Origin of the sequence: Spectribacter hydrogenoxidans (assembly GCF_031846275.1) — a bacterium.
Taxonomy (GTDB): Bacteria; Pseudomonadota; Gammaproteobacteria; order Nevskiales; family Salinisphaeraceae; genus Spectribacter; species Spectribacter hydrogenoxidans.
Map to the genome: position 1 here is coordinate 51027 of NZ_JAVRIB010000002.1, position 14227 is coordinate 65253.

The window sequence follows — 14227 nt, forward strand, 5'->3', positions numbered from 1 at the left end:
CTCCTGTCAGGGGCCGGTGATCCGGTCGCGATCGATCTCGGCGATGCTGCGGCATCCGGCCAGGGCCATGGTGAGCTGGAAGTCGGCGTGAAAGTTGGCCAGCACCTCGCGCACGCCAGCCTCTCCCGCGATGGCCAGACCATAACAGTAGGGTCGGCCGATGCCCACGGCCGTGGCGCCCAGCGCCAGTGCCTTGAAGGCGTCCGCGCCGCCGCGGATGCCGGAGTCCATGATTACCGGCATGCGGCCGTCCACCGCGGTCACGATGCCGGGCAGTTGCTCGATGGTGGCTACCGAGCCGTCCACCTGACGGCCCCCATGGTTGGATACCAGCAGACCGTCAACGCCATAGTCCAGCGACTTGCGGGCGTCCTCCGGATCGAGAATGCCCTTCAGCAGAATAGGCAGCTTGGTGCGTTCGCGCAGGAATGCGAGGTCGTCCCAGGTTAGCGTCGGCCGCGAGTAGGTGGCAATGAAGCGCCGTACCGCAGCCAGGGCCTGGCCGGAGCGCAGGCCGTCGAGCATACCGTCGGGCCACTTTCGCAGCACCTGCATCAGCACCCGCAGGGTGTGCCGGTTGAGCGGCTGTTTGGCGTCGGGGCCGGGCAACGGTTCCGCCAGCTGGCGCCGGAACACCGGGTCTGAGGTGTACTGGGCAATGCCCTTGCCGTGCAGGAAGGGCAGATGGGCCAGTTCGAGATCGCGGGTGCGCCAGCCCAGCAGCGTCGTGTCCAGGGTGACCACGATCGCCTCGCAGCCGCAGGCCTCGGCGCGGGATACGAAGCTTTCTACCATCTCGTCCGACTTGCTCCAGTAGAGCTGGAACCAGCGCGGCGCGTCGCCCATGGCGGCGGCGCAGTCTTCCATCGTGCGGCTGGCCTGGCTGGAAAAGATGTAGGGCATGCCGGTATCCGCCGCCGCGCGGGCCACTGCCACGTCGGCCTCCGGATGTGCCATTTCCAGCACCCCGATCGGGCACAGCAGGAACGGTGTGGGCAGCCGCCGCCCGAACAGTTCCACCGAGGTGTCCTGTTCCGCCACGTCGAACAGCATGCGCGGCTTGATCTGCCAGTGGCCGAACGCCGACAGGTTGCGGGCCATGGTGTCCTCGCGCCCCGCGCCACCGGCGATGTAGGCATAGCCTTCCGCGCTCATGCAGCGGGCGGCTGCGGCTTCCAGGTCGGCCATGCCCACCGGCACGGTCGGCCGGCGTCCTGCCAGACCACCCATGTAGATCGCGCGCTGGCGTTCGACCGGGCCGGTGAGTCGACTGGTTCGGTCCATAATGCTTCGCCGTTCAGCTGGTTATTTGATCGAGATCCCAGGGGTCATGGGCGCAGAACACGCGCACCCCGGCGTTTTCGTCCAGGGCCAGGCCACGCAGCCGCTCGATATTGTCCCGGCAGCGGGGACGGTCCTCGCAGACCATCCGCTGAAAGGCGCGCAACGCCACCGGACAGCTGGCGTGATCGGCCATCTGACCGTGATTGAAGAAGGCATCGCCGGCATGCAGCAGCCAGCCGTCGTCACCCTGCACCGCAATGCCGGCGTGCCCCCGGGTGTGGCCGGCCAGTGGGATCATCAGGATCTCCGGCGGCAGACCGGGCAGGTCGCGCACCGCCGCGAAGCCCTGCCAGGGTTCGCCGTCGGGTTGGTGCAAGGCCCAGTCGGGGCCGTGCGCCCATTGCGCGTCGCGGTAGCGCGTCTTCTCCAGCAGGCTCTTGCCGGCCAGGGTGGCTTCGTACTCGTCGGCCAGTACGTGCACGCGGGCCTCGGGGAAATCGGAAATGCCGCCGGCGTGGTCGATATCCAGATGGGTCAGCAGGATGTGGCGTACATCGGCGGGATCGAAGCCCAGCGCCCGGATCTGCTCATGGGCCGTTTCCGTGCGTTGCAGTGCCGGGCCGGTCATGGTCATGAAGGGCCGGCCCAGTCGCTTGCCGGGCTGCGCGATATCGGCCAGGCCGAAACCGCTTTCTACCAGCACCAGGCCGGCCTCGGCTTCCACCAGCAGGATGTGGCACACCAGTGGGGCCATTGCCGTCGGGGCGCCGGGGCTGCGAAACAGGTTGCCGAGCGGCGGATGCATGGAGCCGCAATTCAGATGATGAATTTTCATGCCGGCATCATCGTCATCGCGCCGGGTTTGCGCAAGCGCCGCGGCCTCGGTGGAGGATGGTGGTAGTTGACGTAATATGACGATCGTGGCGCGAGTGTTGCGCAAAACACGGTGTCGCCACGGAACTGATGCGGCAAGGTTCAGGGTGGATTTTACGATATGAGTGAATGGCTGCAGCCGATCGCGATCTTCCTGACCGCTGCGGTGGTTGCGGTGCCGTTGGCGCAGCGGCTGAAGCTGGGCTCGATCCTCGGTTACCTGATCGCCGGCGCGGTGATCGGCCCTTGGGGGCTGGGGGCGATCGCGGAAGTCGAGGATGTGCTGCACATCGCCGAGTTCGGCGTGGTGCTGTTGCTGTTCGTGATCGGACTGGAAATGCAGCCGCGCCGGCTCTGGGCATTGCGCAAGACGATTGTCGGTCTGGGCGGGATGCAGGTGCTGATCAGCGGTCTGCTGCTGGGGGCCGCGGCGCTGGCGCTGGGCATGCCGCCGGCCGCGGCGGTGGTCGCCGGGGCAGCGCTTGCCCTGTCTTCCACCGCCTTCGGGCTGCAGTTGCTGGCCGAGCGCGGCGAACTCACCGCCCGCCACGGGCGATCCGCCTTCGGCATCCTGCTGTTCCAGGATCTGGCGGTGATCCCCATCCTGGCGCTGCTGCCCCTGCTGGCAGTCGGCGGCGAGGCCATGAGTCTGGGCGGTGCTCTGCTGGACACGGCGAAAGTGGCGGCGGTGCTGGGCGGCATGGTGATCGGCGGTCACTATCTGCTGCGGCCGGTCTTCCGCATCGTGGCGGCCACGCGCATGCCGGAAATCTTCACCGCCTGGGCGCTGCTGGTGGTCATCGGCACCGCGGTGATCATGGAGCAGGTGGACGTGTCGGTGGCACTCGGCGCATTCGTGGCGGGCGTGCTGCTGGCGGATTCGGAATACCGGCCGGAACTGGAAACCAACATCGACCCGTTCAAGGACCTGCTCCTGGGTCTGTTCTTCATTGCGGTGGGGATGTCACTGAATCTGGGCCTGCTGCTGTCCGAACCGTTGCGGCTGGTGTTGCTGACGCTGGCCCTGCTGACCATCAAGGGCCTGGTGCTCTATATCCTGGGTCGGCGTCACGGGCTGGATGCCGCGGCCGCCCGCAATCTTGCGGCGGTGCTGCCGCAGGGAGGGGAATTCGCGTTCGTGATCCTGGCTGCGGCGGTGGCCGCCGGCGTGTTCGAACAGACCGACAGCGATATGGTTGTGGCGGTGGTCACGTTGTCGATGGCGGCCACTCCGCTGCTGGCAGGTGGCGCGGCCTGGCTCAATCGTCGTCTGCAGCCGGCCGGTGGCGACACGCGATCCTTCGACACGCCGGATGAATACGAGCATCCGGTGATCATCGCCGGCTTCGGGCGCGTGGCGCAGATCGTCGCCCGACTTCTCACCGCCAAGGGTGTGGCCTTCACTGCGCTGGAAATCAATCCCGATACTGTCGATTTCGTGCGCCGGTTCGGCGACAAGATCTACTACGGCGACGCCTCCCGTATCGATCTGCTGCGCCATGCCGGGGCCGACGAGGCACGGGTGTTCGTGCTGGCGATTGGCGATCCGGAAGCCTCGGTGCGCACGGCCGAGGCGGTGCTCGAGCATTTTCCGCACCTCAAGATCATCGCGGCGGCGCGCAACCGGCAGCATGTGTTCGCGCTGAAAAAGCTCGGTGTGTCGGTGATCCTGCGGGAGAAATTCCTGTCGTCGCTGGAGATGGGCGGCGAGACCCTGCAGGCACTGGGCGCCAGCCGCAGCGAGGCGGTGCGCGCTGCCAGCCTGTTCCGGCAGTATGACGAGGAGTTGCTCGACGAGCAGGCGGCTTCGTCCGAGGACACGGCGAAACTGGTTCAGATGCGTGAGGAGGCGATGGCCGAGCTGGAGGAGCTGTTCGAGCGCGACAGCCGCGGAACCGCTGGAGATGCCGCCGACGAGGGGCGTTGATCCGGCGTCACGGAACCTTGTCGGGCCCGGGGCGCCCAACAGCGGGAGTCACAAGGAGCACGTCCGGAGTGGCGTGCGGTCTGGTCCATGTTTTCGCTTCTGCGACGGCCCGGTCTGCGGGCGGTTTTCCTGGCGCAGGTGGTACTGCCGGTACTGGGTGCCGTGGTGCTGATCTTTTCCGGGGCGATGCTCGCCGGCGAGCGGCTTATCGAACAGCGCATGAAGGAGGATGTCGGGCTGGTGGCCCGGGCCATCCGCATGCCCGTGAGTTACAGCCTGCGGGTGGACGAGCCGGTGAGCCTGATGACCGCGCTGGAGTCGGTGTTCGAGATCGGTCGCGTGTACGGCGCCCACGTCTACGACCGCGAGGGCCGGCAGGTGGCCGCCGCCGGGATGGCCGGGCTCGACGAGAGCGAGCGCATCGACATCGAAGCGGTACTGGATGAACACGCTGGTGACAATCCGCGTGCCGGCGGCGGCAGCTATGCGTGGATCGACGGGATGCGCACCTACGCCTTCTATATTCCGCTGCTGGGCCCGGATGACAGCCGGGCCGGGCTGCTGCAGGTCACCCGCCGTTTCAGCGATTTCACCAACTACATGCGTGATCTGCGTTGGCGGGCCATGGCGGCATTCACGGTGATCGTGGTGCTGATGGTCGGGCTGATTCTGGTCAGTCATCACCGTGCCATCGGTCGCCCGCTGCGCCGGCTGGTTGCCAGCATGGACCGGGTCAAGCGTGGCGAATTGGGACACCGGGCGCAGGTCAGCGGCCCCCGGGAACTGGCCACCCTGGGCACCGCCTATAACGACATGCTCGACGGCATCGAGCGGGCCCGGGTCGAGCTGGTCCGGCGCGAGCGTGCCGAACGGGCGCTGACCGAGCGTCTGCGCGAGACCGAGAAGATGGCCGCCGTGGGCCGCCTGTCCACCGGCATCGCCCACGAGCTGGGTACGCCGCTGTCGGTGGTGGATGGTCGGGCGCGGCGCATCGAGCGCGGCGCCGACGATCGCCATGCCGGCGACCTGGCTACCATCCGTGGGGAAGTCCGCCGCATGACCCGCATCGTCGGTCAGCTGCTGGACTTCGGTCGCGGTCGGCAAACGGAGCATCGGCGCGTCGATATCGATCGCATTGCCCGCAGTGCGTTCGGGGGTGTTCAGGACGTGGCCGACGAGCATGGGGTGGCGCTGGACTACGTGACCGAGGGTGATGATTTCGCCGCCGAAGGCGATCCCCTGCGGCTGGAACAGGCCATCAGCAATCTGCTGCGAAACGGCGTGCAGGCGGCCGCCAGGGGCATGGTCCGGCTGACGCTGGACGCCACACCGACGACGGTGTCGGTACGGGTGGCGGACACCGGCCCGGGCATCCCGGCGGAACAGGCGGCCCATGTCTTCGAGCCCTTCTTCACCACCAAGAAGGTGGGCGAAGGCACCGGCCTGGGATTGTCGGTGGCGCGGGGCGTGGCCGATGAGCACGGCGCCCGGATCACCGTCTCCCGCGATGCGGCGCTCGGCGGCGCCTGTTTCCTGTTGGAACTGCCCCGCGCCAGCCGGCGCCATGACACGGAGGACAACCCGTAATGCCGGATGGTGACGAACGGATTCTGGTGGTCGAGGACGACCAGGGGCTGCGCGAACTGCTGGCCGAGGAACTGGGCGAGACCGGCTACACGGTCGGCGTGGCCGACAATGCGGAGTCGGCGCTGACCCGGGTCCGCGAGGCCGGCGCGGATCTCGTGATCAGCGACCTCCGCCTGCCGGGCGGTGACGGCATGGCGCTGCTGGAGCAGATGGCTGGGCTGCACGAGCGTCCGGGTTTCGTGATGATCACCGCCTTCGGCACCATTGCCCAGGCAATGCAGGCGGTCAAGGCGGGCGCCGATGACTTCCTGACCAAGCCGCTTGACATCGACCATCTGCTGGTGGTGGTGGCGCGGGTGCTGGAGATGCGGCGCCTGCGGCGGCAGGTCGCGCGGCTGGAAAGCCTGGTCGATGACGGCGACTTTCACGGCATGCGCGGAACCAGCCGCCCCATGCGCGAGCTGTTCGATCAGATCCGTCTGGTGGCACCGGCCCAGGGGCCGGTGCTGGTGCTGGGCGAGTCCGGGACCGGCAAGGAGCAGGTGGCCCGCGCCATTCACGCGGAGAGCCCGATGGCGAAGGGGCCGTTCGCCGCGGTCAACTGTGCCGGGATTCCGCCGGACCTGTTCGAGTCCGAATTCTTCGGGCACGAGGCCGGGGCCTTTACCGGCGCCTCCCGGACGCGCAAGGGTCTGTTCGAGGAGGCGGACGGCGGCAGCCTCCTGCTCGACGAGATCGGCGAACTGCCCATGGCCATGCAGGCCAAGCTGCTGCGGGTGATGGAGAACGGTCATATCCGGCCGGTGGGCGCCAACCGTGAGCGCGCCGTGAACGTGCGGGTGATTGCCGCCACCCATCGCGATCTGGCCGCGCGCATCGCCGCCGGCGATTTCCGCGAGGACCTGTTCTACCGCCTGGAAAGCCTGACCCTGGAAGTGCCGCCCCTGCGCGAGCGGGGCGAGGACCTCGATCTGCTGGCCGCCCACTTTCTTCAGCGCTGTTGCGCCGCGCAGGACCGGCGCGTGCAGGGATTTGCCGACGCCGCGGTGCAGGTGCTGCACGACTATGACTGGCCCGGCAACGTGCGGGAGCTGTTCAACGTCGTGCAGCGGGCCGTCACCTTCTGCCGCGGCGAGGTTATCGACCGGGAGCATCTGCCCGTGCGGCTGCGCAACCATCAGCCCCGTGATCAGGACGATCCGTCAGCGCCCGCGCTGCTGGCACGGCTGGCGGACGGCCCGGTGCTGCCGACGCTGGAGGATATCCAGCGGCGTTATCTTCGCCACGTTCTGGATCAGGTCGGCGGCAACAAGCGTCGGGCGGCGGCGATGCTAGGCATCGGCCGGCGTACTTTGTACCGCTGGCTGGAACGAGAAGGTCTGGCGACGGCGAGTGAGCTCGGCCGGGACGAGCCTGCTGCCAGCAGCGCAGAACGCTGATCGCACGGCTCTGATGAATCAAAAAAACCCGCCCGGGGTTGCCGGGCGGGCGGGGGGCCGGTGCGTAGGGAGAGGACGCACCGGGGGAACGCACGCGAGGAGATCAGGCCCGCCGGCTGTGCGTTGGCCACCGGCGGGCGTCGGGAGAGCGTTACCAGCTGCCGCTTTCGCCGGCGGACTGCTGCTGCTTCTGCTGTTGCCGGCCCTCGGCTTCCTTGCCGTAGCCGGCATCGCCGCCCTGCCGGTCGGCGCCCGGTTGCGGCTGACCGCTGGTGCCCTGGCCGCCGTACTGGTCCGCGCTCTGTTCCTTCTTGGGCGCGTTGCTGCCCTGGTCCTCTTTCCAGTTCTTCTCGGCCATGGCCGGACCGGCCCCGGCCATGCCGAAGGCCACCAGGAGAGCGGGGGCGATGCTGCGGCTGGTCTTCAGGTTGCGCATTATCAAACTCCGTTCGGTTGCAAGTTTCAGGGCGGTATCACCGCACCCGATTACCCATGGGCAAACGCCATGCCAACCAGCAGGTTAATAAAAACAACAACTTATGAAGTCATAAATTGAATGTCCGTGTGTCCCGCCGGCACATGTGCCGTGCCCGGCCGGTGTCCCCGCGCGGCTTCGCGGGTGTTGCTGTCGCTTGTGCAGGCCGTTTCAGTCCCGTCGCCCTTCGGGTTTATTCGGGCTAGACTCGGGCGCGTCAATATCCAGCCGGAAATTATTCATGGAGGCGTCCGACGCGCCCCTGAACGGGGACATGAGCCGTCGCATCGTGGTGGATACGCGAGACCTGGAATGGACCGAGGCCCCCGGCGGGCAGGTCTGGCGCAAGCGACTGCACCGGGTGGGGCCGGCCGAGGCCGGCGAGGTGACCTCGCTGGTGCGCTACGCGCCGGGGGCGTCATTCCATTCCCATCCGCATCCGGACGGCGAAGAGATCTTCGTGATCGAGGGTCACTTCTGCGACCAGCGGGCGGTGTCCGGGCCGGGAAGCTATCTGCTGCACCCGGAGGGTTTCGAGCACGCGCCCTGGTCGGAGGACGGCTGCCTGCTGCTGGTTAAGCTGCGCCAGTACGGCGGCGAAGGCCGCAGCTACGTCACCCGGGATACCGAGGCCATGGGCTGGGCTGACAGCGGCACGCCCGGCGTGATGGTGAAGCCGCTGTATGCCGATGCCCGCTTTCCCGATGAAACCCGGCTGGAGCGCTGGGCCGCCGGCACCGAGCTGCCGGCGCGGGTGTTCCCGGACGGGGCGGAACTGTTCGTGCTGGAGGGCGGTTTCGGCGATGAACAGGGCAACTACGGGCTGCACACCTGGCTGCGCCTGCCGCCGGGCGGCACCCATCGGCCGGTGAGTCCGCAGGGCTGCCTGGTCTACATCAAGACCGGCGGTGTGGCCCGGTTGCAGCATGATCCGGGGCGCTGACAGCGATGATTGATCTCTACACCTGGGTTACGCCCAACGGCTACAAGGTTCATATCCTGCTGGAGGAATTGGGGCTGGATTACACGGCCCATGCGGTGAACATCCAGCAGGGTGAGCAGTTCGAACCCGACTTCCTGCGCATCTCGCCCAATAACCGCATCCCCGCGATCGTTGATCACGACGGACCGGATGGCCAGCCGCTGTCGGTATTCGAGTCGGGCGCGATCATGCTCTACCTGGCCGAAAAGACCGGCTGCTTCCTGCCAGCCGAACCGCGCGCCCGGGTGGCGATGCAGGAATGGCTGATGTTCCAGATGGGCAACGTGGGGCCGATGTTCGGCCAGGTCGGCCACTTCACCCAGTACGCGCCGCGCCGGATCGATTACGCCGTCGATCGCTATACCCGCGAGATGGGTCGGCTGCTGGGCGTGATGGACCGGCGTCTGGGCGAGACGGACTATCTGGCCGGCGACTACGGGCTGGCGGATATGGCTACTTTTCCCTGGGTGCGCTCGGCCCGCCGCTTCGGCGCCGACCTGTGCGATTATCCGAACCTGAACCGCTGGTACCAGGCTATCCGCGCGCGTCCCGCGGTGGATCGTGGCCTTGCCGTGCTGGCGGAATACAAGAATGCGACGCCGCTCAGTGATCAGGCCAAGGAGCAGCTGTTCGGCGACACGCAGTATCAGCGACGTTGATCCCGGTGGCCTGCCGCCGGCACCAGATAACGACAAGGGGGAGATGATGGATAACGAACGAGCGGCGGAACTGCCCGGCTGGCGCTGGGGGCCGTTTACCTTTCGGCTGCCCTTCTACCACACCAGGCTTTACTGGCCGGAATTCCTGCAGGGCGTGGCCCTGGCGTCGGCCACCGGGCTGGCGCTGGTGCCGATCATGACCGGGCACTTCGGCTTGAGCTTCGAGCAGGCCGTGGCGATGTCGCTGGTGCATATGTTTCTGATCGCCATCGCGCCCATCGCTTTCGGCGAACCCTACGCCCCCGGCTGGGTGACGCCGGCGTTGCCGCTGGTCCTGACCTTCGTGCTCGGGGGTTACGACACCCCGGTGGAGCGCTTCCAGGCGATGACCGCGCTCACGCTGGTGCTCACCGCCATGCTGGCCTTTCTGGGTTTTACCGGGCTGGGGAAACGCTTCATGGCCTGGCTGCCCAATCCGCTGAAAGCGGCCATTATCCTCGGTGCTGCCATTGCGGCTTTCAAACGGGTGTTCGTGGACGATGTCGACGACTACCTGCTGGCTCAGCCGATCAGCATCACCCTGGCCTGTGCGGTGTGCCTGATCTTCATGTTCTCCATCCCGTTCCGGTCGCTGAAACTGCGTTCACCGATGCTCGCGCGGCTGGCCAGTCTCGGTCTGTTGCCGGGCTTCCTGGTGGCTGCTGCGGTCGGGCCGCTGGTGGGCGAGGTCAGCTACGACATCCAGTGGGGGATTCTGCTACCGCCGGTCAACGAAGCGTTTGCCAAGGCCTCGCCGTTCGTTATCGGCTGGCCCAGCTGGGACATGTTCGTGGCTGCCGCGCCGCTGTCACTGATCACCTATATTCTGCTGTTCGGTGATCTGGTGACCGGCAACGAGATCATCCACCAGGCGGAGGACGACCGCCGCGACGACCCCATCCGCATCGACACCAGTCGTACCCATCTGTCGCTGGGCATCCGCAATGGGCTGATGGGAATTTTCGCGCCGTTCTTCCCCACCCAGGGCAGCCTCTGGACCGGTGTGCAGGTGATCATCGTCCAGCGCTGGCGCGAGGACCGGTCGGGCATGAATTCGCTGTACAGCGGCACCGCGTCGTACTACTTCATGGGCCTGCCGTTCATATTCTTCCTGCTGCCGCTGCTGACCGGTCTGCAGCCGTTGCTGGGTATCGCCCTGTGCCTGACGCTGCTGCTGACCGGGTTTGCCTGCGCCTACGTGGCCATGGCCATGTGCACGCACCCCACCGAGCGCGGGGTGGTGCTGCTCACCGCCGTGGCCATTGCCGTGTTCCCGGCCTGGGTTGCGCTGTTGCTGGGGCTGGTGGCGACGCTGGTGCTGATCGGCGGCAGTGACGCCGAGGCAATGGAGGAAAAGGTGGCGGCCGAGGAGGCCAAACTGCGCAATCAGGGCTGAGCCGGTTCGGCATCGCGCTCGCGCCGGTACTCGGCCAGCGCGATGCCGGCCACCACGCCGAAGGCGCCGATCAGCAGGCCTGCAGCGACGTCGCTGAAATAGTGCAGGCTGAGCACCATACGGCTGAAGGCGATCAGGCCGACCAGCGTTAGGCCCCAGTAGACCACCTCGAACTGTTGGCGTGGCCCGAGCAGTTGCCGGGCCACGACGAAGGTGATGAACCCGTAGACGGCCATCGAACCGGTGGCGTGGCCGCTGGGAAACGAGGGCGACAGGGCTTCGGCGAAGGTCAGCGAGGCGGGGCGCTCGCGGTCGATCACATACTTGCCGATCCACGTCACTGTCGACGAAGCGCCGGCGGCCAGGATCAGCCCGTACAGATCGGCCAGCCGGCCCTGTGCCCAGAGCAGCAGTATGGCCACGGTCAGCACGATGGCCAGGGTGTTGGTGTGACCCATGCCGCTGATCCAGTGGAACAGATGCACGAACCGATCGTCGCGCATCACCGTCAGTGCCTGATTGATGTGACTATCCAGCGCCACCAGTTCCTCGTTCTCCAGCACTGCCTCGAGCACGCCCGCGGCCAGGGAAACGAGGTACAGCGCCAGCAGCACGATCAGAGTCAGTGGCAAACCGGCGAAGCGGTTCGGGTCGACGCGGCCCGTGATCCAGGCGGTGAAGCGGGGCCAGCGGCGGCCGATACGCCAGGACAGTGTGTCCGGCAAAGGAACCTGCAAAAGCAGGTGCCAAAATTCGGGAATCCAGATCAGGACCAGTCGCCACAGGGGCCAGGCCAGCCAGCGGCCGATAGCGACTACCGCGATCAGCACCGGCAGCAGCAACCAAAGCGACAGCGGAGAGATCGAGTCGGCATCCATGCGGGAAGATTACCCGGTCACGCCAGCCACATGGCGTCGCCATAGGACAGAAACCGGTAACCGTTGTCGACCGCATGCCGGTAGGCATCGAGTACCGGTTCACGGCCGGCAAAGGCGCACACCAGCATCAGCAGCGTGGATTCCGGTTCGTGGAAATTGGTGAGCAGGGCGTCCACCACCCGGAACCGGTGCCCCGGTTTTATGAACAGCCGCGTCTCGCCGGCAAACGGGGCCAGCTCGCCCTCGGCGGCCGCGGCTTCCAGGCTGCGGACCACGGTGGTGCCCACCGCCACGACCCGGCCGCCGGCGCTTCGGGTAGCGTTGATGCGTTCGCAGAGCCCGGCACCGACCATTACCCGCTCGGCATGCAGTTGGTGCTGCGACAGGTCCTGGGTGCGTACCCGCTGGTAGGTGCCGGCGCCCACGTGCAGGGTTAGATGATCGATGGCCACGCCGCGGTCGCGTATGCGGTCGAGCAGGGCATCGTCGAAGTGCAGTCCGGCGGTGGGCGCCGCCACCGCGCCGGGCTCTCGCGCCCAGACGGTTTGATAGCGTTCACGGTCAGCGTGTTCGTCCGGCCGCCGGATGTAGGGCGGCAGCGGAATGTGGCCATGCTCGATCAGCAGCCCGTCCAGATCCCCCTCGGGTAGATGCAGCAGGAACAGTTCGCCGTCGCGGCCGCTGACCTCGATCCGGTGCCCGCCCACGATCAGCTCGGTACCCGGCCGCGGCGGTTTGCTGGCGCGAACCTTGGCGGAAAAGCGCTGACTGTCCAGCACCCGTTCCACCAGTATTTCCGCCACCCCGCCGCTGGCCTTGCGGCCGTGCAGGCGGGCGGGGATCACCCGTGTGTCGTTGAGCACCAGCAGATCGCCTGGCGCCAGCAATGCCGGCAGATCAGTGATGTGCTGGTCGGCACAGCGCCCCGTGCCTCGGTCCAGATGCAGCAGGCGGCTGTCGCCACGCCGAGCCGGGGGATGTTGGGCGATGCAGGCCTCGGGCAACTCGTAGTGGAAGTCGGAACGGCGCATGGCGGGCGCATGGTAGCGCTGATTGATCGGCTCGGGCAGGCGCGAACGGTAGAATAGTGGTCGATTCTCACGGGAGCGATTGCCGCCATGCTGAACACTTTGTCCTCCACCCTGGCCAGTACCGCCCGTGCCTGGCGGGGTTCGCTGGCATTCCGCCCGGCCGAGCGTCAGCCCGCGAAGCTGCTGGAACTCTACGAATTCGAGGGCTGCCCGTTCTGCCGGCTGGTGCGCGAGGCGATCACCGAGCTGGACCTGGATGTGTTGATCAAGCCCTGTCCCAAGGGTGGCAAGCGATTCAGACCCGAGGTGGGGCGGCTCGGCGGCAAGATGCAGTTCCCCTTTCTGGTCGACCCGAACACCGACCGCCAGCTCTATGAGTCCACCGACATCATTGACTACCTCTATGCCGAGTACGGCGGTCGGTCGGCACCCGCGCGGCCGCTGGGCGGCGCGGTGGCGTTGATGGGCTCGAACGCGGCAACCCTGCTGCGGGGGTTGCGTGGCATGCGGCGTCGTGCCGGCCGGGCACCGGATCAGCCGCTGGAACTCTACAGCTTCGAGTCCAGCCCGTTCTCGCGGCCGGTTCGGGAACTGCTCTGCGAAATGGAGATTCCCTACATCCTGCGCAGCTTTGGCAAGGCCGTGCCGCAGGAAATCGGCCCGCCCTGGGTGCGTACGCGCTTCTTTCCCGACATCCCGGTTCGCGGCCGTAATCGTCGGGCCATGCATGAGCAGACCGGGCATCTGCAGGTGCCCTATCTCGTCGACCCGAACACCGACGAAGCGCTGTATGAATCCAGCGCGATCGCTTCCTATCTGAAGACCACGTACGCCGCCTGACGAGCGCCCCGGCGCGTTGTCGGCAAAAGTCGCCATTACGTGTCATGGCGAGGCGCTGCCAGCGGCGAAGCAATCTCGCCGGATCAGCCGCTGGAGGTGGGCCCACGAGGTTGCCACGGCCCCTGTCGGGGCCTCGCAACGACGGGTTTCGAGCCCTTTGCCGCCCTCCTCATTGCGAGCGGCCGCAGGCCGCGCGGCAATCTCTTCGCTAAGATGTCATTCGCGGTTGCGCTGCCGCCTGCGACAGCTCAACGCCCGTTACGGATGAATTCAGCGGCGGCATTGAGGTCCAATCAGGAATGAGCACTCAGTTTCACGCTACGGTCCGCTTACCCGCTCTGGTTCTGGCACTTCTTGTCGTGGTCGGCTGCGCCAACCAGCGGCCGGTGATTTATCCCGAGGGTGGCCGCGGCAGCCCGGCCGGGTCGGAGCGGGCCGTCGAGCAGTGCATGGCGATGGCCGAGGCCAACGGCCTGGACTACAGCGATGGCGACGTGGCCGGGCGTACAGCCCGTGGCGGCGTCATCGGCGGGGCCGGCGGCGCGGCGGTGGGCGCAGTGTTCGGCGACGTTGGCCGGGGCGCTGGTGCCGGCGCGGCACATGGGGCTGCCACCGGGCTGTTCAGCGGCCTGTTCGCCCGCGGCACGCCCGATCCGGTTTACCGCAACTTCGTCAACCGCTGCCTGCGAGACCGCGGCTACGATCCCATCGGTTGGCGCTGATCTGATTCAGCGGCTGCTGGGGGCATCCCGGGCGGCGTGGCGGCAAGGGGCCGCTACAGAACTTTTCTTCTATATCCCCCTGTAGGTCGACTGCC

General features: G+C 67.0%; 13 protein-coding genes. 8 read left to right on the forward strand and 5 right to left on the reverse strand.

Annotated elements, in window-relative coordinates:
• Positions 1–6: 6 nt before the first annotated feature.
• On the reverse strand, positions 7–1284 hold the full coding sequence (locus RM532_RS02040) for a lactate 2-monooxygenase (RefSeq protein WP_311651452.1): 1278 nt from the start codon (positions 1282–1284) through the stop codon (positions 7–9).
• 13 nt (positions 1285–1297) lie between these two features.
• Entirely contained in the window at positions 1298–2119 is an 822-nt protein-coding gene (locus RM532_RS02045) for an MBL fold metallo-hydrolase (protein ID WP_311651453.1), read from the reverse strand.
• A gap of 159 nt (positions 2120–2278) precedes the next feature.
• On the opposite strand from RM532_RS02045, the gene RM532_RS02050 reads away from it, so the two are divergent.
• The 3 genes from RM532_RS02050 to RM532_RS02060 all read left to right on the forward strand — a co-directional run bounded on the left by RM532_RS02050 (position 2279) and on the right by RM532_RS02060 (position 7110).
• Positions 2279–4084 carry a monovalent cation:proton antiporter-2 (CPA2) family protein gene (locus RM532_RS02050; RefSeq protein ID WP_311651455.1) on the forward strand — a complete coding sequence of 602 codons (1806 nt, stop codon included), beginning with the start codon at positions 2279–2281 and terminating at the stop codon, positions 4082–4084.
• A gap of 87 nt (positions 4085–4171) precedes the next feature.
• On the forward strand, positions 4172–5671 hold the full coding sequence (locus RM532_RS02055) for a sensor histidine kinase (protein ID WP_311651456.1): 1500 nt from the start codon (positions 4172–4174) through the stop codon (positions 5669–5671).
• A complete protein-coding gene (locus RM532_RS02060; protein WP_311651457.1) occupies positions 5671–7110 on the forward strand; it encodes a sigma-54-dependent transcriptional regulator in 1440 nt (479 codons plus the stop codon). Before RM532_RS02055 ends, RM532_RS02060 begins: the two co-directional genes overlap by 1 nt.
• Positions 7111–7261: 151 nt before the next feature.
• Here the strand turns inward: RM532_RS02060 and RM532_RS02065 are convergent, their stop codons facing one another.
• Positions 7262–7546, reverse strand: a complete 285-nt coding sequence (locus RM532_RS02065; protein WP_311651458.1) for a hypothetical protein — start codon at positions 7544–7546, stop codon at positions 7262–7264.
• A gap of 280 nt (positions 7547–7826) precedes the next feature.
• On the opposite strand from RM532_RS02065, the gene RM532_RS02070 reads away from it, so the two are divergent.
• Genes RM532_RS02070 through RM532_RS02080 form a run of 3 tightly spaced genes read left to right on the forward strand, consistent with a single transcriptional unit; the run spans position 7827 to position 10661 of the window.
• Positions 7827–8528 carry a cupin domain-containing protein gene (locus RM532_RS02070; RefSeq protein ID WP_311651459.1) on the forward strand — a complete coding sequence of 234 codons (702 nt, stop codon included), beginning with the start codon at positions 7827–7829 and terminating at the stop codon, positions 8526–8528.
• Between the two features lie 5 nt (positions 8529–8533).
• Positions 8534–9226 (forward strand): glutathione S-transferase N-terminal domain-containing protein, encoded by a 693-nt coding sequence (locus tag RM532_RS02075; RefSeq protein WP_311651460.1) that lies wholly within the window; start codon positions 8534–8536, stop codon positions 9224–9226.
• Between the two features lie 46 nt (positions 9227–9272).
• The gene (locus RM532_RS02080; protein ID WP_311651461.1) at positions 9273–10661 is read left to right on the forward strand and encodes a hypothetical protein; all 1389 of its coding nucleotides are present in this window, start codon (positions 9273–9275) and stop codon (positions 10659–10661) included.
• Here the strand turns inward: RM532_RS02080 and RM532_RS02085 are convergent.
• Both RM532_RS02085 and queA read right to left on the reverse strand, forming a co-directional pair.
• Entirely contained in the window at positions 10652–11539 is an 888-nt protein-coding gene (locus RM532_RS02085; protein ID WP_311651462.1) for a phosphatase PAP2 family protein, read from the reverse strand. The two genes, RM532_RS02080 and RM532_RS02085, sit on opposite strands and share 10 nt — an antisense overlap.
• A gap of 17 nt (positions 11540–11556) precedes the next feature.
• Complete coding sequence (gene queA / locus RM532_RS02090) at positions 11557–12570, reverse strand: tRNA preQ1(34) S-adenosylmethionine ribosyltransferase-isomerase QueA (protein WP_311651463.1); 1014 nt, start codon at positions 12568–12570, stop codon at positions 11557–11559.
• Between the two features lie 87 nt (positions 12571–12657).
• Between queA and RM532_RS02095 the strand changes: the two genes are divergently transcribed.
• Together RM532_RS02095 and RM532_RS02100 are read left to right on the forward strand one after the other, a co-directional pair.
• On the forward strand, positions 12658–13410 hold the full coding sequence (locus RM532_RS02095; RefSeq protein ID WP_311651464.1) for a glutathione S-transferase N-terminal domain-containing protein: 753 nt from the start codon (positions 12658–12660) through the stop codon (positions 13408–13410).
• A gap of 299 nt (positions 13411–13709) precedes the next feature.
• Positions 13710–14132 carry a glycine zipper family protein gene (locus RM532_RS02100; RefSeq protein ID WP_311651465.1) on the forward strand — a complete coding sequence of 141 codons (423 nt, stop codon included), beginning with the start codon at positions 13710–13712 and terminating at the stop codon, positions 14130–14132.
• Positions 14133–14227: the final 95 nt, after the last annotated feature.

Coding starts and splice junctions, on each gene's coding strand:
- RM532_RS02040 (WP_311651452.1), bottom strand. CDS start 1,284: ATGGACCGAACCAGTCGACTCACCGGCCCGGTCGAACGCCAGCGCGCG.
- RM532_RS02045 (WP_311651453.1), bottom strand. CDS start 2,119: ATGAAAATTCATCATCTGAATTGCGGCTCCATGCATCCGCCGCTCGGC.
- RM532_RS02050 (WP_311651455.1), top strand. CDS start 2,279: ATGAGTGAATGGCTGCAGCCGATCGCGATCTTCCTGACCGCTGCGGTG.
- RM532_RS02055 (WP_311651456.1), top strand. CDS start 4,172: ATGTTTTCGCTTCTGCGACGGCCCGGTCTGCGGGCGGTTTTCCTGGCG.
- RM532_RS02060 (WP_311651457.1), top strand. CDS start 5,671: ATGCCGGATGGTGACGAACGGATTCTGGTGGTCGAGGACGACCAGGGG.
- RM532_RS02065 (WP_311651458.1), bottom strand. CDS start 7,546: ATGCGCAACCTGAAGACCAGCCGCAGCATCGCCCCCGCTCTCCTGGTG.
- RM532_RS02070 (WP_311651459.1), top strand. CDS start 7,827: ATGGAGGCGTCCGACGCGCCCCTGAACGGGGACATGAGCCGTCGCATC.
- RM532_RS02075 (WP_311651460.1), top strand. CDS start 8,534: ATGATTGATCTCTACACCTGGGTTACGCCCAACGGCTACAAGGTTCAT.
- RM532_RS02080 (WP_311651461.1), top strand. CDS start 9,273: ATGGATAACGAACGAGCGGCGGAACTGCCCGGCTGGCGCTGGGGGCCG.
- RM532_RS02085 (WP_311651462.1), bottom strand. CDS start 11,539: ATGGATGCCGACTCGATCTCTCCGCTGTCGCTTTGGTTGCTGCTGCCG.
- queA (WP_311651463.1), bottom strand. CDS start 12,570: ATGCGCCGTTCCGACTTCCACTACGAGTTGCCCGAGGCCTGCATCGCC.
- RM532_RS02095 (WP_311651464.1), top strand. CDS start 12,658: ATGCTGAACACTTTGTCCTCCACCCTGGCCAGTACCGCCCGTGCCTGG.
- RM532_RS02100 (WP_311651465.1), top strand. CDS start 13,710: ATGAGCACTCAGTTTCACGCTACGGTCCGCTTACCCGCTCTGGTTCTG.